Raw genomic sequence first — 20,421 nt, forward strand, 5'->3', positions numbered from 1 at the left:
CCATGGAGAAGTTCATCACGCTCGATGCGACGGCCACGCCGCTGCGTCGTTCAAACGTTGACACCGACCAGATCATCCCAGCGGTGTTCCTCAAGCGCGTCACTAAGACAGGTTTCGAAGACGCGCTGTTCTACCACTGGCGTCAGGATCCCGACTTTGTGCTGAACAAGCCGGAGTTCGCGGGATCAGAGATCCTCATCGCGGGCCCAGACTTCGGTACGGGATCCTCGCGAGAGCACGCCGTGTGGGCGCTGCGTGATTACGGCTTCAAGGTCGTGATCTCGGCGCGTTTCGCCGACATCTTCCGGGGCAACTCTGGCAAGCAAGGGCTGCTCGCGGCTCAGGTGTCAGAGGCCGACGTTGAGCGCCTGTGGGCGGTCATCGAAGCTGACCCGAAGACCACCGTGACTGTGAACCTCGAGGACCGCACGGTCTCTGCGGGCGACCTTACAGTTTCATTTGACATTGACGACTACACTCGGTGGCGGCTCATGGAGGGTCTTGACGACATCTCCTTGACGCTGCGCAACGAGTCTGCGATTACCGAGTTTGAGGCACGTCGTCCGGGCTGGATGCCCAGGACCCTGTCTTCGAAAACCGCCTAGGAGGCAACCACGTGAGCAACGCAGAGCAGACGGACGCCCTGGAGATCCCGGTCGGCGTATCGAAGCCGAATGAGGAGGAGGCGGCACCCCGCACCCTCGAATACGACGCCGCGAATCAGGGCGCCAAGGTAGGCCTGAGCGCCGATGAGATCATCATCAAGGGCGGCAAGCCGCTCGAGGGGCGCATCGAGGTGCGCGGGGCGAAGAACCTAGTCACCAAGGCCATGGTTGCGACCCTGCTCGGCAAGACTCCGAGCGTGCTCCGCAACGTGCCGAACATCTCGGATGTCCGCGTCGTCGCCGGCCTGCTCGCGCTGCACGGCGTGCTCATCACGAAGGGCGAGGATGCCGACGAGTGGCATTTCGATCCCTCGAACGTCGAAGTTGCCCACAAGGCCGACATTGACGCGCACGCCGGATCTTCGCGTATCCCGATCCTGTTCTGCGGCCCGCTGCTGCACCGGCTTGGCGAGGCGTTCATCCCTGATCTCGGTGGCTGCCGGATCGGCGACCGCCCCATCGACTTCCACCTTGACGCGCTGCGCGAGTTTGGTGCCGTCGTAGAGAAGCTGCCGAGCGGCATCAGCCTCACCGCGCCGAACGGTCTCAAGGGCGCAAACATCGAGCTGCCCTACCCCTCGGTCGGCGCGACGGAGCAGGTACTGCTCACTGCCGTACTTGCGGAGGGGCAGACCGAGCTGCGCAACGCCGCTATCGAGCCCGAGATCATCGACCTCATCTGCATCCTGCAGAAGATGGGCGCGATCATCTCGATGGAGCCAAACCGCGTCATCTTCATCGAGGGTGTCGAGGAGCTCCGCGGCTACGAGCACAAGGCGATCTTCGATCGCAACGAGGCTGCGAGCTGGGCCGCTGCGGCGCTTGCGAGCAAGGGCGATATCTTCGTTGGCGGTGTCCGCCAGGAAGAGATGATGACCTTCCTCAACGCCTACCGCAAGGTCGGTGGCGACTTCTCCGTGCACGACGATGGGATGCGCTTCTGGCACCCGGGCGGTGCACTCAAGCCTGTGTCCATCGAGACAGACGTCCACCCGGGCTTTATGACCGACTGGCAGCAGCCCCTCATCGTCGCGCTTACGCAGGCGGAGGGCGTCTCCACCATTCACGAGACCGTCTATGAGGATCGCTTTGGGTTCACCGACGCGCTGAACACGATGGGCGCGAACATCGTGGTGCACCCGCAGGGCCTCCACGATTCCACGCGTCGGGTGAAGCGTCGCGAATTCGAGCAGGCGGCCGTGATCACGGGGCCAACACCGCTCACTGCGGCGGATGTTGTTGTCCCAGACCTGCGCGGTGGCTTCAGCCACCTCATCGCGGCGATGATCGCCGACGGTGAGTCGAAGGTGTCGAACATTGGCATCATTGCGCGCGGCTACGAGAACTTCATCGAGAAGCTTCGGCTGGTCGGTGCAGACTTCGTGTTCGAGGGCTAGGCCTTTCTTTTCGACGAGTCCCGCGCCGCACGGCTGCCTATGCAGTTGTGGGCGCGGGATTCCGGGATAATCGAACTATGACGAAAACGGTGAAGCTGCGAAGCCTCTCGGGCCCCGAGAAGCGCAAGCCCTCGATGTTCTGGGTGCTCGCGTCATTGACGCTCCCTGCGTGGTCGCTTATGGTGCGCTATCGATTCACCCCGAATTCCAAGCTCCCGAAGACCGGTCCGTTCATCCTCGCGCCGAATCACTTCAGTGAGATCGACCCCATCGCGATGGGCGCCGCGGTTTGGCACCTTGGCAGAGTTCCCCGCTTCCTCGCGAAGGAGAGTCTGTTCAAGATTCCCGTCTTCGGCTGGATGCTTCGCAAGAGCGGTCAGATCCCCGTTGAGCGTGCCGGTGCGGTCATGCGATCCACCGGGCTCGACAACCCACTGAGCTCGGCGAGCAAACTCATCGAGAGCCAGGGTGGCGTGATCGTCTACCCAGAGGGCACCCTCACCCGCGACCCTGACCTCTGGCCGATGCGCGGCAAGAGCGGCGCAGTGCGGCTCGCGCTTGAGAGCGGGATCCCACTGATCCCTGCAGCGCACTGGGGAACACAGGAACTGATGCCGCGCTACGGCAAGTCGATCCGCCCCTTCCCGCGCAAAACGATCGAGGTTGCCATCGGCGATCCGATGGACATGAGCGAGTTTCGCGACCGGCACATCGACCAGCGGCTCATCAACGAAGCGACGACGAAGCTTATGAATGAAATCACCAAGCTCCTTGAGGGGCTCCGCGGCGAAAAGGCACCGCCTGAGCGCTGGGACCCGTCCAAGCATCAGCAGAACGAAACGGGCCGTTTTTGAACGCCGTGGGCGGCGGAACCGCCGCCGCTGCGCGCCGAGGCGGAGCGCAGCCCCGTGGCGTGCGCCCGGGCGCTAAAGTCGCGGTGATCGGAGCAGGCAGCTGGGGGACCACGTTTGCGAAGGTGCTGTGCGACGCCGGGGCTGACGTCACCGTTTGGGCGCGGCGCGCAGAGGTCTCCGACGAGATCCAGGTCGCGAAGCGTAACAGCCAGTATCTGCCAGGCATCAACCTGCCGAAGACACTGAAGGCGACCGCGAACCTCGCGGAAGCGCTCAGCGGGGCGAGACTCGTGTTCCTTGCAGTGCCAAGCCAGTCACTGCGCCAGAACCTCCTCGAGATTGAGCCATTCCTCGACCCGGCGAGCGTGCTAGTCAGCCTGGTGAAGGGTGTGGAGCGCACCACGACGATGCGCATGAGCGAGGTCATCCATGACACGCTCGACCTCGAGCCCGAACGCATCGCCGTGGTTTCGGGCCCAAACATCGCACTTGAGATCGCGAAAGAGCAGCCGACCGGCGCCGTAGCATCCTGCGCATCCCTGGAGATCGCGCAGGAAGTGGCGAAGGCCTGCTCTGCGCCCTACTTCCGAACCTACGTGAATACCGACGTCGTTGGGACCGAGCTTGGCGGTGTGCTGAAGAACCTCATCGCGCTCGCGATCGGCATTGTCGATGGCGTCGGCTACGGCGAAAACACGAAGGCCTCGATCATCACCCGCGGGCTCGCGGAGATGACGGAATTCGCCGTCGGCCAGGGCGGAGACCCGATCACGCTCTCCGGACTCGCTGGCCTCGGCGATCTCATTGCGACGTGCCAATCACCGCTTTCGCGAAACAACACCGCCGGTCGGCTCATCGGTCAGGGATACTCCATGGAGGAGATCCGCGAACAGATGCAGCAGACAGCGGAGGGCATCACTTCGGTCGCACCGATCCTTGAGATCGCGAAGGCGCAGAACATCGTCATGCCCATCGTTCAGCAGGTGTCCATGGTACTCGACGGTGAAATGGAGCCGAAGAACCTCGGCCCCCACCTCGCGACAGAGGACGGCATCCCGCAGCGCGAACTCGTGCTTGGCGGAGAATCAACATCGGTGTGGCGGCGCCTTTTCCGGCGCCGGAAGGAGCGTTCCTAGTGATCGAAGTTCATGCTGAAAAGCGGACGATTGCGTTACTTTTCGGCGGACGCTCAAGTGAGCACGGAATCAGCTGCGTCACCGCTGCCGGGATCCTCCGCGCGATCGACCGCGAGCAGTTCGACGTCGTCCTCGTTGGCATCACCAAGCGTGGCGCGATGGTCCTCATGCAGGAGGACGACCTCGCCGACTTCCGCCTCGACGCCGCCGCGCTCCCTGAGGTGCGCGACAACGGCACCCGCGTCGTCTGGCCAGCGTCCCTCGACACTCGCTCGCTCACGCTGATCTCGAGCGACGGCTCGCTGAGCTCGCTCGGCCACGTCGACGCGGTGATGCCGATGCTGCACGGCCCGTACGGTGAGGACGGTACCGTCCAGGGCATGCTCGACCTCATCGATATGCCTTATGTCGGCTCGGGCGTGCTCGGCTCTGCACTGTGCATGGACAAGCACCTCGTGAAGGTCGTGCTGCAGAGCGATGGGGATCCCCGTCGCGCCGTGGCGCACAGTCACCCGTGGCGAGCTGGATCGTGACCCGTCGATCATCGACGGCCTCGATGCGGGCCTCACGTATCCACTCTTCGTGAAGCCCGCCCGTGCGGGATCCTCCGTGGGTGTTAGCCGCGTGACCGAGGCGTCCGAGATCCCCGCCGCACTCGAGGTCGCGTTCGCGGAGGATCGCACGGTGCTCATCGAATCCGGCATCACTGGCCGAGAGGTCGAGATCGCCGTACTCGAGGGGCGCGACGGCCAGCCGACGCGCACGTCCAGCGTGATCGGCGAGATCGTCGTCACCGGGCGGCCCTTCTACGACTTCGAGTCAAAGTACCTCGGCGCGGGCGGGGTCGAGCTCGTGCTGCCTGCGAAGGTGACCCCAGAGGAATTCGAGGCGATCCGCGATGCCGCAGTGCGCGCGTTCGAGGGCACACAGGCGCGCACCCTCTCACGCATCGACTTCTTCCTCACCGAGAACGGGCCCGTGCTCAACGAGCTCAACACGCTGCCAGGCTTTACCCCCGCGTCGATGTACCCGATGCTGTGGGAGGCCTCCGGCATGAGCTACACCGAGCTCATCACCGAACTCATCGAGCTCGCGCTCGAAAAGCGCCCGTCGTACTAGAGCGGATCGCCGCGCTGTACCGCCCCGAAGGGAGCGGTGGCGCGCGTGGTTGGCAGCTGCGAGTGCGGCACATGGCCGGCGGCTCTCACGGAACGAAGCGCGAGCGGACCGCGTTCGCAGCCCGCCTGGCTGCGTTTGTGGTGTGAATGCGGTGGCTTATGTTGACCTTGCTGGGTCGATAAGCCGATTCCAGGAGTCCAGTTCCACACTCAACCAGGCCTGCACGATGGTGTGCCGGCACTTCTGGGTCCGCAGTGGTCGCTGCACGCACGGGTAGTGCGGCGTCGAGACGGGCCGGCTGGAACTGCTCCACTGGTCAGGGCCGATCGCATCGGTTGACGACGGGCGACCGCTCTTCGAGAACGTGCGAATCAGGCGGCTGAAGGCGCGTCGCTCGAATCTGGGATTCAGTGTGTTTCGAAACGTAGTGATCGATGGAATCGATATCGACACTCACTCGTCGTTCCTCGACGCGAACGAGTACTACGGGGTGACGAATCGGGTCACTGGGACACGATTCTCGCGGCCGATGGCAATGCGGAGGATTACGAAGATCAAGTAGCGCTGATCCACCTCCTGCGCGAGAAAGGCATCGCAGAGTGACACGTCGGCATGGCTGACCGACCTGGCCCGGTGAAGTGCGCGGGCCGGGGAAGATTTACTCGCCTTCCGGCGGGGCCTCATCGGTATTCGGCGCGACATCGGTCTGAGGCACCTCTCCGAACTGCGAGTCATCGATGCTGTCGGTGATCGAAGTGCACTTGCGTTCCTGCGGCAGTTTCTTCACCGATCCGCTCAGCTCCGTGATCACGTTCGTGCCGCTCACTCCGTCTTCGAAGTTCACGATGACCTCAAGCCCGGGGCTGCGGCCGTAAGCCTCGAACCGGAAAAGCGGGGCGCGCGAATCATCAATGATCCAGTCAACCCCGTTCACCGTGACACAGCTATCGGTCGTCGGGCCGCTCGGCTCGATGCCGCAATAGAGCAGCACGCTGGCTGGGTCGCCCCAAGCTCCGGTCGACTGCGCGTTTGTGAAGCGCCTATCGAGCCCATCGACGGTGGCTGGGAGCCGCACAATCACATCTGCGCAGGCCGCATTGTTCGCGTCTGTGGCAGGCTCCATTGGCACGTCAGACGAACACCCGGTGAGGACCATCGCGATGGCCCCGGTCGCGAGGACAAGGGCGCCTGAACGGAGTGCACGAGCTTTCACGCACTAAGCCTATCCGTTGCGCTGCCTGGCAGTCGGGGAGGTGCCTGAGTGGCGCGGCGCGATGCTAGGTACGCGCGCGGGTAGATTCACGCGCCAGCGTTGGGTCCGCGGTACCGTAGTGAGGTGAACAGCGTTGGAGAACTTGGCGAATCAGGCGTGCTTGCACGTATCTTGGCTCAGCTCAGCGCGGCTGAGGCCGCGACGATAGGGCCGGGTGACGATTGCGCCGTGCTCGAACACGCAGGCGAGATCGCCATCACGACGGACACCATGATCGAGGGCCCAGACTTTCGGCTCGCGTGGCACGAGGGCTTTGATCTCGGCTGGAAGCTCGCTGCGACAAATCTCTCAGACGTCGCCGCAATGGGAGCCCGCCCGACGGCGTTGACGGTTGCGCTCGCCTGCCCGAAAAGCACGCAGGTGGCATTGCTCGAGGAGATTGCGCGTGGCCTCGACGCTGCGTGCCGGGAACTCGCTCCCGGCTGCGGTGTCGTTGGGGGAGACCTCGGGCAGGCCCCGGTGCTCACGGCCGCCGTTACAGCGCTAGGCGACTTCTCTGGGCGGGCGCCCGTGACGCGGTCGGGCGCAGCGCCTGGCGATACCGTCGCATACTCGGGATCGCTGGGTCTCGCGGGGATGGGCCTCGCCCTCCTGTTTGCGCACTGCGCCGACGCAGACGGCATCGCCCATTCGACAGGTCTCGCCGAGCTGCGCCGCTCGCACCCGAGTGAGCTCGCCGCGCAGTTCGCGCCGAGCGCTCCGATCCACAACGGCGTTGCGGCGAGCATCGCAGGGGCGAGCGCGATGATGGATGTCTCTGACGGGCTCGCGCTCGACGCTCAACGTCTCGCTGTGGCGTCCGGAGTGCGGGTCGAACTGCGCCCAGAGCTGCTCGAAGCGGGGTTTGGTGAGCAACTGGGGGTGACCGTCCCGCTGCGCGCCATGCTCGAGGGCGGCGAAGATCACGGGCTGCTCGCCTGCTTCCCTGCCGGTGCAGTGCTGCCGGCCGGCTTTGTCGCGATCGGCGAGGTGTGCGAGCGGGAGAGCGTTGTGGCCGACGGGCCGTCGGTCACAGTTGGGGGAGCGACCTATGCGCCGCACGGGTGGGATCCCTACAATAAGCTCACGACGCTGAGCGGGTTTGAAGCGACGCGCGCCCGAGGAGAGAGGCATAACGCATGACCAATATCACTGTCACCGGAGCGGCCGAGGCGAGAGTTTCCGCCGATCAGGCCGACGTGTTCGCTTCGGTATCGCGTCACGATGCGTCGCGTGAGACCGCCTTGCAGGGCGCAAACGAGGCGCACGGAAAGCTTGTCGAGAAGGCAAAATCCCTCGTAGCAGAGGGGATCGCGAGCCACTACGTTGCCGAACCGGTAGCCACGTACTCGAATTCATGGCGCGATGAACGAGGGAACAACGTCGTTGAACACCAGGCGCACGCAAGCATTCGGATCGTGATCACCGCGCTCGATCATGCCGGGCAGGTCGCGGCCGAGCTGACGGAAAGCGGCGCTGATGTTCGCGTGCAGTGGGAGCTTGGGGCTGCGCTGCGGGACGAGTGGACACGCAAGCTGCGCAGCGAGGCCGTTGCCGACGCGCGCGCGGCCGCTGAGGACTTCGCGGCCGCGATTGCCGCGGCCGATCTCACCCTGCTGTCGTTGCGCGATGGCCGCACCGGCGGCGGCCCGTCACCGGTCGGGGACGTACGCATGGCTATGGCAGCCGCTGCTGCGCCCGAGGTCACCGTGGGACAGATCGCTGTCGGCGTGCAGGTCGAAGCAACCTTTACCGCTGAGTAGCAGGAGGCGCAGCGATCCGCATCGCCGTCCAGAGCTCCGCCCGAGTGTCGGGTGAATCAATATCGCGCTGGAGCAGACTCGCGGCGGTGCGGATCCGCGCCCGCAACGTATGCCGGTGTATCCCGAGTTCTTCGGCTGCGGGGGAGAGCTGACCGTTGTGCCTGAGCCACGCTTCGAGGCTGTGCTCGATCTCGTCGCTGTGGCGCTGATCGTGTGAGCGCACGGGGGAGAGGAAGCCTGATGCGCGGCGACGCGCGTCCTGGCTCTCCCCGATGAGGGTCAGGAGGCCGGCGTGCATCGCTGGCCGGTACTCGACGATTTTCCCCGTGAGCATTCCTGCCGCGGAGGGGCGCGGTTCCCCTGCGTTCCCCTGAGATGCTTCGCCCGCGCCGGCTATTGCTGCAGCTCGCGCGTGCTCGAGGGCGCGGTCGGCCTGAGCGACGAGTTCCCCGAGGTCGTCCAGCGACCCGCGCTCCGAGAGCCCTCCTGGCAGGCCGCGGGTGAGCTTCCGCGCTGCCGATATTTTTGCCGCCTCTGCGACGAGCAACACCCGCCCGTCAACGACGCCGGCCGCCGTGCCCTCCCCGAGTGCCCCCAGCCCGTGATCGTGTTGCGTCGGAGGGAACGCAAACACGGAAACCTGCCCGCGCGGAAGCCGGGGAAAGAGCGTGCCGGCCACGTCTTCCGCGAGGGCGCGATTGCCTGAGATGAGTAGCTTGAGCACCGCGGTGGCTAGCGCCCCTTCGGAACGCGCGAAGCTCGACGATTTCGGCGAGCGGGATCGGGTGAGGCGATCGATGGTCTGCGCGTCAACGGCAGCATCGATGAGGCGAGCTGCGGCGCGGGTAATCGCGATGAACGGTGTGTCGTAGGGTACCCGGATGAGTGGCAGACCCAGTCGTTCGCACGCCTCAACGAGCGTTGGGGGGATCCTGTCCCACCGAATGCCGACGCCAACGCCGAGCGCGGTTGTCCCTGCGGCGACGAGGCGAGAGACGTACGCCTCTGCTGTGCGAATGCCGAGCGTGCCCTTGAACTGCTCGCCCGTGGTGAGCAGCACCGTGCGGGGGGTGAGGAACGGTGCGGGATCCGCGAGGTCGCTCGAGTGGACCCACTGCACGGTGCGGGAGCCCGTCTCGTCATCGCCGCCCGCAACGACGACGAGGCCGAGCTCGTAGTCCCGCAAGAGGGTGTCGAGGTCGATCCAAGAGTGGATTGCCGGTTCGGCGAAATATGGCATCATCAATCGCCATTATGGCATCTCCGGCTGAGGGTCTGCGCTCGTATCCTGGGAGGTATCAAGCGCACCGTCGGCAATCGGCTGTGCGGCAACACCACACCTCGTAAGGAGACATCCATGACTCTCACCGGCGGCCCTTCACTTCCGCAGGAGCGCAAGCTCGTCACCAGCATCCCCGGCCCGAAGTCGCAGGAGATGCTCGCACGCAAGAACGCAGCGGTTCCCGCCGGCGTCGGCGTTGCGCTCCCCGTCTCCATCGTCGCAGCAGGCGGCGGCGTCATGGTTGACATCGACGGCAACTCGCTCATCGACCTTGGTTCAGGCATCGCAGTGACCGGCGTCGGCAACTCGGCACCCGCCGTAGTCGAGGCAGTCACCGCGCAGGTCCAGCAGTTCACCCACACCTGCTTCACCGTCACCCCTTACGAGGGCTACATCGCCGTCGCCGAGAAGCTCAACGCGATCACCCCGGGCGACCACGAGAAGCGCACCGCGCTGTTCAACTCGGGCGCAGAGGCAGTAGAGAACGCGATCAAGATCGCTCGCCACTTCACCAAGAAGAACGGCGTCGTTGTCTTCGATCACGCGTACCACGGCCGCACGAACCTCACGATGGGTATGACGGCGAAGAACATGCCGTACAAGGACGGATTCGGCCCGTTCGCCCCTGAGGTGCACCGCGTAGCGACCTCGTACCCGTACCGCGACGGCCTCACCGGCGCAGAGGCAGCGCAGGTTGCCATCACGCAGATCGAAAAGCAGGTCGGCGCGAACAACCTCGCAGCAATGATCATCGAGCCCATCCAGGGCGAGGGCGGATTCATTGCTCCGGCTGAGGGCTTCCTCCCCGCGCTGCAGGAGTGGGCAACCGCCAACGGCGTTGTCTTCATCCTCGACGAGGTGCAGACCGGCTTCGCTCGCACCGGAGACCTCTTCGCTGCGAACCACGAAGGCGTCGTTCCTGATCTCGTGACGACCGCTAAGGGCATCGCGGGCGGCCTTCCGCTGTCAGCAGTCACCGGCCGCGCCGAGATCATGGATTCGGCGCACGCAGGCGGCCTCGGCGGCACCTACGCAGGCAGCCCGATCGCGTGTGCAGCTGCCCTCGCAACGATCGACACCTACGAGGCAGAGAACCTTGCCGAGCGCGCAAGCGAGATCGGCGCGATCATCAGCGAGTTCTTCACCGAGCTGCAGAAGACCGACGACCGCATCGGAGATATCCGTGGCCGCGGCGCAATGATGGCAGTCGAGTTCGTCGAGTCGGGCACCAAGACCCCGGCTGCCGCGCTCACCGGCGCGATCGCGAAGCACGCAGGGAACGAGGGCGTCATTCTCCTCACCTGCGGCACCTACGGCAACGTCGTACGTTTCCTGCCGCCGCTGTCGATCTCGGACGACCTGCTGCGCGAGGCGCTCCAGATCGTTGCCGACGCACTCGCAGCGAACTAACTCCCGGTAACCCGCAGCAACACCAGGCTGAAAGGACACCCAATCATGGCTCTCAAGCCCAACGAACAGGAACTCCTCGACCGCGTCCCATCAGGGCTCGCGATTGGTGGCAAGTGGGAGGACTCCACCTCCGGCGCGACCTTCGACGTTCGCGATCCAGCAACGGGCGAGGTCATCAAGACCATCGCTGATGCAACGGTAGAAGACGCGGTGCGCGCACTCGACTCGGCAGTTGCCGTGCAGGACGAGTGGGCAGCAACGTCGACGCGTGAGCGCTCGAGCATTCTCCGCCGCGCATTCGATCTCCTCATGGAGCGCAAGGAAGAGTTCGCGCTGCTCATGGCTATGGAGATGGGCAAGCCCATCGCTGAAGCCCGCGGCGAAGTGAACTACGGCGGCGAGTTCCTCCGCTGGTTCTCGGAAGAAGCTGTGCGCGTGCGCGGCGACTACCGTCCGAACCCAGAGGGAACAGGCAACATGGTTGTCTCGCACATCCCCGTCGGGCCGTGCTACTTCATCACGCCGTGGAACTTCCCCCTCGCAATGGCGACCCGCAAGATCGCTCCGGCCCTCGCAGCGGGTTGCACCGTCGTTATCAAGCCGGCAGCGCTCACGCCCCTCACGACTATGTTCTTCGCGCAGCTGCTCGAGGATGCAGGCCTCCCGGCCGGCGTCGTGAACGTGGTGCAGACGTCGAAGTCGAGTGCGCAGTCGAGCGCGCTACTCTCCGACACCCGCCTGCGCAAGCTCTCGTTCACCGGCTCAACCCCGGTCGGCGTGACGCTGCTTCAGGCCGCCGCACAGAACGTGCTTCGCACCTCGATGGAGCTCGGCGGCAACGCCCCGTTCGTCGTGTTCGAAGACGCTGACCTTGACAAGGCAGTGGAGGGCGTACTGCTCGCGAAGTTCCGCAACATCGGCCAGGCATGCACCGCTGCGAACCGCATCATCGTGCACGAGTCCGTCGCTGACGAGTTCGCTCGTCGTGTCGGCGAGAAGGTCTCGGCAATGTCGATCGGCCGCGGCGCGGACGAGGGCAACGACATCGGCGCGCTTGTCGAGGAGAAGGCAGTCGCAAACACGGCTCGTCTCGTCGCAGACGCAGTGGAAACCGGCGGGACCATCGTCACCGGTGGCGAAGCGATCGATGGCCCAGGCTACTTCTTCCAGCCGACGGTTATTGACAAGCTCAGCCCGCAGTCGGCGATCATGCGCGAGGAAATCTTCGGTCCGGTCCTCGGCATCATCCGCTTCTCCACCGAGGAGGAAGCAATCGAGCTCGCGAACGCGACCGAGTACGGCCTCGTCAGCTACGTCTTCACCGAGAACATCGCTCGGGGACACCGCATGATCGAGAAGCTCGAAACCGGCATGATGGGCCTGAACACCGGCATCGTCTCGAACGCTGCAGCACCGTTTGGCGGGCTGAAGCAGTCGGGCATCGGCCGCGAGGGTGGCTTCGAGGGCATCCACGAGTTCCTCTCAACGAAGTACACGCTCATCCCGCGCTAGTTCACAGCGCTGAGCGGTAATACGAGTGCGGCCCGGGTCAATGACCCGGGCCGCACTTGTGCGTTGCGGCCCGGGGCTGATGTGGGCGGGGCGCGTGAGCAGGGGGAGAGGATCCGCGATTCCTCTGCAAACGGCGGAAGTGAGGCCGTTTCCCTCGGATTTCGCACTAAGGAACGCCGTTAACCGAGATATCGCAGCGCGCCCGGGCCGAGATGCTGGCCGGGCACGCGGATCGATGCCTACGGAGTTGCTGGCTCCGACCACCACAGGACAGTTTCACCGTAGGCGCGATCTCGAATGGGTACGAGGCCGTGAGGGAGCGTCGGTTCGGGGGAGCGGCTGCTCCGCTCAACGAGCACGATTGCGTCGGGCTTGAGGAGCGGGGCGAGCGAGGTGAGGTTCGCGGTGAGCTCCGCCTCGCTGAGATCGTACGGCGGGTCGAGGAGCGCGACGTCCCACGTCTTGCGAGCGGCTGCGCCCGCATCGGGGCCAAGCTTCGACAGCTCGCGGTCGAGGAACGTCTGCACAGCGTGACGTTCGATTTTCACCGTCGGCGAAGGTGCTGGGGATGCATCGCGCGCAGCCTTTCCTGCTCCCCAGGCTTGAAGTACGGTGGTCGCGTTTCGCGAAGCGACTCCCGCAGCCTGAGGGTGTTTCTCAACGAGCGTCACCGCCGCCGCACCCCTGCTCGCTGCCTCAAGCCCGAGCGCCCCAGAGCCGGCGTAGAGGTCGAGCACGTGTGCCCCGTCGATAACTCCCCACGACTCCAGCGCAGAGAAGATGGCCTCGCGGACGCGGTCGCTTGTTGGTCGAGTGCCAGCCTTGGGTACTTCGAGCCTGAGTGATCCCGCCCGGCCCGCGATAATCCGTGTCACGGGTCAACCCGCCGAAACGAAGCGGTCGCGCAGCACCTCGAGGCGATGCGCGTCGAGGCCGAGACCACGCGTGAAGTACTCCTCGATGGTGCCGTAGCTTGCACGCATCGCGTCGAACGCAGCTTCAAGCATCTCGGGCTGCACAGTGAGTACGGGGCGGAGCACATCGGGATCGATCCCGTGTGCCTCGGCGCGTGCGAGCATCGGTTCGATCATTGGCAGGATGTCGGTGTTCGTGAGCAAGTAGTCCGCAACAATGGTCGCCTCATCTGCGCCGAGCAGCGCAAGGAAGGACGCAGCGGCCCACCCCGTGCGATCCTTACCCGCTGAGCAGTGAAAGAGCGTTGGAGCGTAGTCGCCCTCCTCGGTGAGCGCACTGTAGAACTCCCGGTATGCAAGCAGGGCAGAGTCGGCTGTGACAAAGTGCCGGTAGGAGTCCTGCAGCAGCGCGATGCCGCGGCCGCCGCCGATAGTTTCAGTGATCCCGCGCACGACCTCCGCGGCCTTCTCTGGCGAGAGTTCGCGCTGGCCTCGGTCACCGGGCATACCGATGTGCGCAAGGCTTGCAGCGATGCTGTTCGGCTGGTCGCCGAGCACATCAAAACTCACGCCCACGATTGCATCTGGGAGCACATCCGGTGCGCTCTTTCGTTCACCCGCGGTGCGGAGGTCAGCGACGCGCCGGATCCCGAGATCGATCAGCGTTGCGCTGTCTTCCTCGGAGAGTGCCCCGAGCGTCGCGGAACGGAAGATCGTGCCGTGAGCAACGGTGCCGCCCGCCACGGGGAGGCCACCGAGGGATCGAAAATTGGGAACGGTTGCGAGATGGACGCGGCGGTCTGAAAGTTCGGTCACCTCTTCAGACTACTCCCGGTCACTCAGAAACCGGGAGTAGTCTGCGGCAGGTTATCCGCGAAACCTGTTGCTGCGCCGTCCGCTCGCGACCATGAGTCCCGCACCGGCAGCGAGCAGGATCGCGCTTCCTGCAAGCAGCCCCCAGTTTGCGCCGCTGCCCGACACGCTCAGGTGATCGTCGGTGGCGGGTGCTGGGCTGGGAGGGCCAGCAGGACCGTTGGGATCCTCTGGGTCACCAAGATCTTCAGGATCGTTGGGGTCGTCAGGATCGTCTGGGTCGTCAGGATCGTCTGGGTCCTCCGGGTCGACAGGAGGAGCTACCTGGGCTACCTCGTATACGTAGCTGACCTTGGTCGCCTCAACGGCAAACACGCCCTCGGCGGCTCCGTCAATGCGGAGGAGTTCGTAGCCGTCGAACTCGAGGCGCTCGGTCGTGTACGGAGCCCCGATGGCACCGCGCAGCGTGAGCGGGTCGCCGAGCTGGTCGCCTGCGTCATCGACGTACTCGACCGTTACGCTGCCCTCGGTAATAGGTGGCTCGCGCTGTTCCCACTGGGCGAACAGTTGGATACGTTCCGCCTGGAGCGAGATGTCGCCCGGCTGGTAGGAAGTACCCGAGCCGTCGGCGCTCGTGTTCCAGCCGGTGAATTCCATATCGGCCGGTGTAGTTGTTGGGGGCGCCTCCGTCTGCACGACCGATCCGACTGGGGCGATCGCCCACACAATCGCCACCTCATCGCTGTTGCGCTGCACGATGCGGTTGCCGTCGAACGGCGCGTTCTCGTATGATTCCCAGTCGCCACCGTTCGGGTCAAATCTCACGATCGACTGCTGCACTGAGCCGGCGTGGGCGGGCTGGGCGACGGGGTAGCCGCGCTGGTCGGAGGCGATGCCAGCGGCAGCGGGGTATACGCCCCAGGCAATCCCGGTGAGTTCTTCCCCATCTGCCGGGTGGATCACGAAGGTGCCAGGAGTCTGCGTCAGGCTCGCGTTCGGGTCCCCAGCAACAACGCTGCTCCCGTTCGGTGCAGGGGCGGGTGTGTCGGTGCCGAGGACCAGGGCCGCGTTGATCACGGTCCTGTCGATGGCTTTCCCGTTGTCCACACCGATGTTGCTCGCCAGCGCCGCCGCCGGATCATCGGAGTCTGGTGAGATGATGCCAGCCTCAGCGTTCACCTGCCTGTATGCGCTCGTGGCTGGGGAGGCCCCTCGAGAGTCGAGCGTGTCGTTTCCGACAAAGAGATTGTGCGAGAGCGTGAGCGGCTGCACGGGGAGGGCAGCCTTGTCGCCGGCTGCGGAGACCGCGCCGCCGCGCTGCGTTGGCACAAGAACCAGATTGCCACGCTCGGCGATGTTGTTGATGAAGGTGTTGTGGAGCAGTGTCACCGGAGTGCCGAACGCCTCGATCGCGCCGCCGCCGCTGTTGTTGTCTACCGGGCTCTGCAGCCCCCGCGCGACGTTCTCAAAAAACGTACTGTTTTCGACGATGAACGAGGAACCCACCCCAGACTGCGCAAGAATCGCGCCGCCCTCGTCGCCTGCAGAGTTTCCGGTGAACGTCGTGCCCGTGATTCGGGTCTGCCCTGTCTGTTGCCCGGTGATCGGACGCTCGTTGACGGCGATAGCACCGCCGTCGTTGAGGGTGCTGTTGTTGCCAGCAATCGGCACGGTATTACGTTCGAATACACTGTCGCGGATGGTGAGCGTTCCGTCCATCTGATGGAACGCGATAGCGCCGCCGCGAGTGGTCGACAGATTGTCAGCGAACACCGACCGTTCGATGGTGAGGTGCGACTTGCCCTGAAGGCGGATGGCGCCGCCACTGTAGCCCGATGACGTTCCGTGGTTTTTCGCGAATGAGGAATCCGTGATTGTCGCAGCGATGCCGGTGGGCAGGCCGATGGCAGCGCTGTTGCCCGCGCGATTTCCGAGAAAGCTGGATCGTGTGACGTCGAGCGTTGCAACCCCCGCCAGGGCAAGTCCACTCGATCCGTCGATTCCAGAAAACTCGGAGTCTGACACCTCGACGGCGCCGATTCCTTCGATGCTCACACCGCCACCGCTCGTTCCGCCAGGAGCGCCAGCCGGGTTCGTTGGATTGTGGCCGATGAATGCGAGGCCATTGAGCGTCAGCGACTGGGCGGAGCTGCCCGAGAATCGGACGTGGGGGCCGGTAGTCCCGGCTTGGAGGGTGACCCGTGTCCGTGGAACCGCGCCCGTGAGGGTGAGTTCGACGCCGGCGGGGAGCGCGATGCTCTGCGTGCCGTCTGTCGCGGCGAAGTCCTCCGCAATCACGATCTCCGCCGGCCCGGGCTCGAGCGCTTCGACCGCACGTTTCAGTGCAGCCATGTCGCTCACCGCGCCGTCGTCGCTGACAGCGAAGCCTTCCGGCGCGGTGTCGTCCGCGCCGGGTGATTCGTCAGTAGTGTCGGTCGCTCCGCTTTCCAAGCTTTGAGGCTCCTCAGCGCGCTCTTGCGGGCTCACGGGCGTGCCTTCGGTCGCGGCGGATGCGGGTGGCACGGGCGATGTCGCGCCGAGCATGCCAACGACGAGCAGAGTGCTCAAGCCGCCGGCGAGTAGGAACGGTGACTTCTTGAGCATTCCGGATTCTCCATGGGTAGGAACTGTTGTGTGGCGTGGCGCTGTCATGCTGTCGAGGCTCTGATACTGGCGCTGCCGTGAAGTTGGCGCCGCCCCGTTGTCCCTACCGGTGAGCGCGGTCGAGTGGGCGACTACAGTTCCTTGGCAGCTCAGAGAGCCCGCCCGCATATCCGCCGTCCCAACACTGCGACACGAGCGAGCATAGGAGCCTCATGCGCGACTACTGCAGGATCGAGGCGCAGTTGAGCGGAGAAGCCGAGGAACAGGCGAAGAGGACTGCGAAATTGAGTATCCGCGGCGAACTACTCAGCCAGCGGATCTCCGCGCGCTTCCCCGGGAGTCACGAACTCCCCGAGATTTCGCCACCGAGTGTCTGCGGCTCGCGCTAGCCTAAAGGTATGACTCGCGTGACACTCGATACCCCACTGAGTGGGATTATCGGTGGGAAGAGCGCGAAGCCGTTCGAGAAGGCCTTCGGCGTCAGCACAGCTGAGGAGCTCCTCTGGCACCTCCCACGCAGGTATTCGCGTCGCGGTGAACTTACGCCGCTCACCGGGTTGCCGGTTGGCGAACAGGTCACCGTTGTCGCGCAGGTGCTTGACGTGCAGGTGCGCCGGATGCAGCGCCGCCCAGGGCAGATTGTTGAGGCCCGGATCACCGACGGTGTCGGCACGCTTACTCTCACCTTCTTCAACCAGGGGTTTCGAGCGAAAGAGCTTCGTGCCGGGCGGCAGGGCATTTTTGCTGGCAAGGTGTCGGAGTATCGGGGGGCCTACCAGCTGCAGCACCCCGACTATGAGTTCTTCGACGCCGACGAAGAGGTGCCGGGCGGTGCCCAACTCGAAGAAGCCGCAGCGAAAGCGTGGGCGGAGACGCCCGTGCCGATCTACCCCGCGACCTCGCAGCTGCCGAGCTGGACGATTGCTCGCTCCGTCGAGATGGTGCTTGACGCGCTCGCAGAAGTTCCTGATCCGCTTCCCCCTGAGCTGCTTCGCTCAGAAGACGTGTTGCCGCTCGGCGCGGCGTTGGAGAAGGCTCACCGGCCACGCAATGATGCCGACTGGCGCGCAGCGCAGCGCAGCCTGAAGTTCCGCGAGGCGTTTGACCTGCAGCTCGCGCTCCTGCACAGGAGAAGGCAGCAGTCAGCGGAGCCGAGTGCGCCGCGCGCTGCAGGGGTGCTGCTCGAACGGTTCGACGCGGCACTGCCGTTTACGTTGACGGGGGACCAGCTCGCCGTTGGCGGCGTCATTAGCGACGAACTGGCGCTCCCGCACCCCATGCACCGTCTGCTTCAGGGCGAGGTCGGTTCAGGCAAGACGCTCGTTGCCCTGCGAGCGATGCTGCAGGTAGCGCAGTCCGGTGGCCAGAGCGCGCTGCTCGCGCCGACCGAGGTTCTCGCGTCGCAGCACTTCCGTTCGGTCATTGAGGCCCTTGGCTCTGATCTCGCTGCGGCATTGAACCCGGTGCTCATTACCGGCCGAATGCCCGCCCCCGAGCGGCGCCGTGCACTGCTGTCGCTCGCTTCGGGAAACGCCCTCATTGCGGTTGGTACTCACGCGCTGATGAGCGAAGGGGTGACGTTCTACGATCTCGGGCTGACCGTCATTGATGAGCAGCACCGGTTTGGCGTCGACCAGCGTGAGGCGTTGCGGCAGAAGGGCACTCAGCCGCACGTGCTCGCGATGACCGCGACGCCAATCCCGCGCACCGTTGCGCTCACCGCCTTCGGTGACCTTGAGACCCTCACCATCAGGGAGCTGCCTCCCGGGCGGCAGGGGATCGAGACGTTCGTTGTGCCGGAAATCGAGATGCCACGGCGTGCAGCTCGAGTGTGGGAGCGCGCCGCGGAAGACGTCGTCGCAGGCCGGCAGGTGTATGTCGTGTGTCCGGCTATCTCCGGGGGCACATCGCCGAGCCTCGAAGAGGGCGTCGGAGAAGCGGCCGACCCGCTCCCAGCCGATGCCCCGGCTGCCGGGCCGCAGGCCGCGAAGCGACCGCTCGCGAACGTCACCGATTCGGTGGCGGAAATCCGCGCGATGCCGCAGTTCTCAGGAATGCGCGTCGAAGCGTTGAGCGGAGATCTACCCGGGCCAGAGAAGGACCGGATCATGAGCGAGTTCGCTTCTGGTGCGATCAATGTGCTCGTCGCGACGACGGTCATTGAGGTCGGGGTGAACGTGCCGAACGCGTCGATCATGATTGTGCGCGACGCAGACAGGTTCGGAGTCTCCCAGCTGCACCAGCTCCGCGGCAGGGTGGGGCGCGGTGCGCACAGCGGGTTGTGTCTCCTCATGAGCGTTGCGGAGCAGGGCACGACGGCGCGCGAGCGGATCGAGGCCGTCGCGGCAACGAGCGACGGTTTTGTGCTCGCAGAAATCGATCTCGAACTCCGCCGCGAGGGTGACATTCTCGGGACGCTGCAGTCCGGGGGAAGGTCCACACTGAAGCTGCTTCGCGTCACCCACGACGGCGACCTGATTGCGCACGCCCGCGACCTCGCTGGCGCGCTGCTCGACGTCGATCCGCAGCTGCTTGGCCATCCCGGCCTCGCCGCGACGATCGAACGGGAAGAAACGCACCTCGAAAACCTCGCAAAGTCGTAAGGCGCTACCTCGCAAGGCTGATGGGCAAGGCGCTGAGACGGTACCCAGGTACCACTGCATTAATACTCGAGTGGGATACGGTGCGAAGCAAGAGTTTCTAAGCTGAAGGCATACGCTCAACCTCTCTCGCAAAGGAGACACCATGATCGAGGCTCGCGGACTCACGAAGCACTACGGGGCGAAGAAGGCTGTCGACAACGTCAGCTTCACCATCAAGCCAGGCACGGTGACCGGCTTCCTCGGCCCAAACGGTGCTGGCAAGTCCACCAGCATGCGGCTCATGGTTGGCCTCGACAAGCCAACCGCTGGCACGGTCACGGTGAACGGTCAGCGGTACTCGGGGCTTCGCGCACCGCTCGCCGAGATCGGAGTGCTGCTCGATGCGAAGGGTGTTCACCCCGGTCGCAGCGCCCGCAGTCACCTGCGTGCGCTGGCTGCGACACACGGCATCTCGGATGCACGAGTGAACGAGGTGATTGCGCTCACCGGGTTGGAGACCGTTGCAAACAAGCGCGTTGGCGGGTTCTCGCTCGGCATGGGGCAGCGATTGGGGATCGCGGCTGCACTCCTCGGCGACCCAAAGGTACTCATCCTGGATGAGCCAGTCAACGGGCTCGATCCCGACGGCGTGCTCTGGGTTCGCAACCTCCTCAGGCACCTCGCGAGCGAGGGCAGGACGGTGCTGCTCTCGAGCCACCTGATGAGCGAGATGGCGCAGACCGCTGACCACGTGATTGTGCTTGGACGCGGCAGGGTCGTCGCCGACGCCCCCATCACCGATTTCATCCGGAACGGCGTTGAACGTGTTACCGTGCGCAGCCCACAGGCGGCACAGCTCGCCTCCCTCGTCATGACGGGGCGTGAGGGCATCGACCTGCAGCCCCTCAGCCAGGGCGAGGGCGCAGGGTTCTCAGCGACGGGCCTCACCGCAGCCGAAATCGGTGAGATCGCTGCGACCCACAAGATTGTGCTGCACGAACTCACGCCGGTCATTGGCAGCCTGGAAGACGCCTACATTCAGCTCACCCGCGATGAGCTCGAGTACGCCGCGGGCTGAGCCACGCACCCGGCAACTGACACTTCCGAAGACACTTCTG

16 protein-coding genes and 1 pseudogene are annotated in these 20,421 nt (G+C 64.9%); 12 read left to right on the top strand and 5 right to left on the bottom strand.

Features of this window, described 5'->3' with window-relative positions; translation table 11 throughout:
* Nucleotides 1-2 precede the first annotated feature (2 nt).
* The 6 genes and pseudogenes from leuD (at nt 3) to SD72_RS17730 (ending at nt 5,733) form a co-directional block, all read left to right on the top strand.
* A complete protein-coding gene (gene leuD / locus SD72_RS08325; protein ID WP_042543986.1) occupies nt 3-605 on the top strand; it encodes a 3-isopropylmalate dehydratase small subunit in 603 nt (200 codons plus the stop codon).
* 134 nt (nt 606-739) lie between these two features.
* The gene (murA, locus tag SD72_RS08330; protein ID WP_042544051.1) at nt 740-2,062 is read left to right on the top strand and encodes a UDP-N-acetylglucosamine 1-carboxyvinyltransferase; all 1,323 of its coding nucleotides are present in this window, start codon (nt 740-742) and stop codon (nt 2,060-2,062) included.
* A gap of 77 nt (nt 2,063-2,139) precedes the next feature.
* Nucleotides 2,140-2,916 carry a lysophospholipid acyltransferase family protein gene (locus SD72_RS08335; RefSeq protein WP_042543987.1) on the top strand — a complete coding sequence of 259 codons (777 nt, stop codon included), beginning with the start codon at nt 2,140-2,142 and terminating at the stop codon, nt 2,914-2,916.
* A gap of 59 nt (nt 2,917-2,975) precedes the next feature.
* On the top strand, nt 2,976-4,052 hold the full coding sequence (locus SD72_RS08340; protein WP_157000520.1) for an NAD(P)H-dependent glycerol-3-phosphate dehydrogenase: 1,077 nt from the start codon (nt 2,976-2,978) through the stop codon (nt 4,050-4,052).
* 68 nt (nt 4,053-4,120) lie between these two features.
* Nucleotides 4,121-5,171 (top strand): annotated as a pseudogene (locus SD72_RS08345) (D-alanine--D-alanine ligase family protein).
* Between the two features lie 412 nt (nt 5,172-5,583).
* Complete coding sequence (locus SD72_RS17730; protein WP_157000513.1) at nt 5,584-5,733, top strand: hypothetical protein; 150 nt, start codon at nt 5,584-5,586, stop codon at nt 5,731-5,733.
* A 96-nt stretch (nt 5,734-5,829) separates the two neighbouring features.
* Here the strand turns inward: SD72_RS17730 and SD72_RS08350 are convergent, their stop codons facing one another.
* Nucleotides 5,830-6,384, bottom strand: a complete 555-nt coding sequence (locus SD72_RS08350; RefSeq protein WP_232299700.1) for a DUF3515 family protein — start codon at nt 6,382-6,384, stop codon at nt 5,830-5,832.
* A gap of 123 nt (nt 6,385-6,507) precedes the next feature.
* Between SD72_RS08350 and thiL the strand changes: the two genes are divergently transcribed.
* Together thiL and SD72_RS08360 are read left to right on the top strand one after the other, a co-directional pair.
* Nucleotides 6,508-7,566, top strand: coding sequence for a thiamine-phosphate kinase (thiL, locus tag SD72_RS08355; protein WP_084766995.1), 1,059 nt, complete (start codon nt 6,508-6,510; stop codon nt 7,564-7,566).
* Nucleotides 7,563-8,186, top strand: coding sequence for an SIMPL domain-containing protein (locus tag SD72_RS08360; RefSeq protein WP_042543990.1), 624 nt, complete (start codon nt 7,563-7,565; stop codon nt 8,184-8,186). Before thiL ends, SD72_RS08360 begins: the two co-directional genes overlap by 4 nt.
* Here the strand turns inward: SD72_RS08360 and SD72_RS08365 are convergent.
* Entirely contained in the window at nt 8,173-9,429 is a 1,257-nt protein-coding gene (locus SD72_RS08365) for a PucR family transcriptional regulator (RefSeq protein WP_042543991.1), read from the bottom strand. The genes SD72_RS08360 and SD72_RS08365 overlap by 14 nt on opposite strands.
* Nucleotides 9,430-9,543: 114 nt before the next feature.
* Between SD72_RS08365 and gabT the strand changes: the two genes are divergently transcribed.
* Nucleotides 9,544-10,878 (top strand): 4-aminobutyrate--2-oxoglutarate transaminase, encoded by a 1,335-nt coding sequence (gabT, locus tag SD72_RS08370; protein WP_042543992.1) that lies wholly within the window; start codon nt 9,544-9,546, stop codon nt 10,876-10,878.
* Nucleotides 10,879-10,923: 45 nt separating this feature from the next.
* On the top strand, nt 10,924-12,390 hold the full coding sequence (locus tag SD72_RS08375) for an NAD-dependent succinate-semialdehyde dehydrogenase (protein WP_042543993.1): 1,467 nt from the start codon (nt 10,924-10,926) through the stop codon (nt 12,388-12,390).
* 239 nt (nt 12,391-12,629) lie between these two features.
* Here SD72_RS08375 and SD72_RS08380 read toward each other — a convergent pair whose 3' ends face one another.
* Genes SD72_RS08380 through SD72_RS17960 form a run of 3 tightly spaced genes read right to left on the bottom strand, consistent with a single transcriptional unit; the run spans nt 12,630 to nt 16,721 of the window.
* The gene (locus SD72_RS08380; protein ID WP_042543994.1) at nt 12,630-13,265 is read right to left on the bottom strand and encodes an RsmD family RNA methyltransferase; all 636 of its coding nucleotides are present in this window, start codon (nt 13,263-13,265) and stop codon (nt 12,630-12,632) included.
* Nucleotides 13,266-13,268: 3 nt separating this feature from the next.
* Nucleotides 13,269-14,120, bottom strand: coding sequence for a tyrosine-protein phosphatase (locus tag SD72_RS08385; RefSeq protein WP_042543995.1), 852 nt, complete (start codon nt 14,118-14,120; stop codon nt 13,269-13,271).
* 51 nt (nt 14,121-14,171) lie between these two features.
* A complete protein-coding gene (locus SD72_RS17960; RefSeq protein ID WP_042543996.1) occupies nt 14,172-16,721 on the bottom strand; it encodes a MucBP domain-containing protein in 2,550 nt (849 codons plus the stop codon).
* 398 nt (nt 16,722-17,119) lie between these two features.
* On the opposite strand from SD72_RS17960, the gene SD72_RS08395 reads away from it, so the two are divergent.
* Both SD72_RS08395 and SD72_RS08400 read left to right on the top strand, forming a co-directional pair.
* Nucleotides 17,120-19,324, top strand: coding sequence for an ATP-dependent DNA helicase RecG (locus SD72_RS08395; RefSeq protein ID WP_042543997.1), 2,205 nt, complete (start codon nt 17,120-17,122; stop codon nt 19,322-19,324).
* 142 nt (nt 19,325-19,466) lie between these two features.
* Nucleotides 19,467-20,381, top strand: a complete 915-nt coding sequence (locus tag SD72_RS08400; RefSeq protein WP_042543998.1) for an ABC transporter ATP-binding protein — start codon at nt 19,467-19,469, stop codon at nt 20,379-20,381.
* Nucleotides 20,382-20,421: the final 40 nt, after the last annotated feature.

This window comes from Leucobacter komagatae (assembly GCF_000834055.1).
Taxonomy (GTDB): Bacteria; Actinomycetota; Actinomycetes; order Actinomycetales; family Microbacteriaceae; genus Leucobacter; species Leucobacter komagatae_A.

Coding starts and splice junctions, on each gene's coding strand:
- leuD (WP_042543986.1), top strand. CDS start 3: ATGGAGAAGTTCATCACGCTCGATGCGACGGCCACGCCGCTGCGTCGT.
- SD72_RS08335 (WP_042543987.1), top strand. CDS start 2,140: ATGACGAAAACGGTGAAGCTGCGAAGCCTCTCGGGCCCCGAGAAGCGC.
- SD72_RS08360 (WP_042543990.1), top strand. CDS start 7,563: ATGACCAATATCACTGTCACCGGAGCGGCCGAGGCGAGAGTTTCCGCC.
- SD72_RS08365 (WP_042543991.1), bottom strand. CDS start 9,429: ATGATGCCATATTTCGCCGAACCGGCAATCCACTCTTGGATCGACCTC.
- gabT (WP_042543992.1), top strand. CDS start 9,544: ATGACTCTCACCGGCGGCCCTTCACTTCCGCAGGAGCGCAAGCTCGTC.
- SD72_RS08375 (WP_042543993.1), top strand. CDS start 10,924: ATGGCTCTCAAGCCCAACGAACAGGAACTCCTCGACCGCGTCCCATCA.
- SD72_RS17960 (WP_042543996.1), bottom strand. CDS start 16,721: ATGCTCAAGAAGTCACCGTTCCTACTCGCCGGCGGCTTGAGCACTCTG.
- SD72_RS08395 (WP_042543997.1), top strand. CDS start 17,120: ATGACTCGCGTGACACTCGATACCCCACTGAGTGGGATTATCGGTGGG.
- SD72_RS08400 (WP_042543998.1), top strand. CDS start 19,467: ATGATCGAGGCTCGCGGACTCACGAAGCACTACGGGGCGAAGAAGGCT.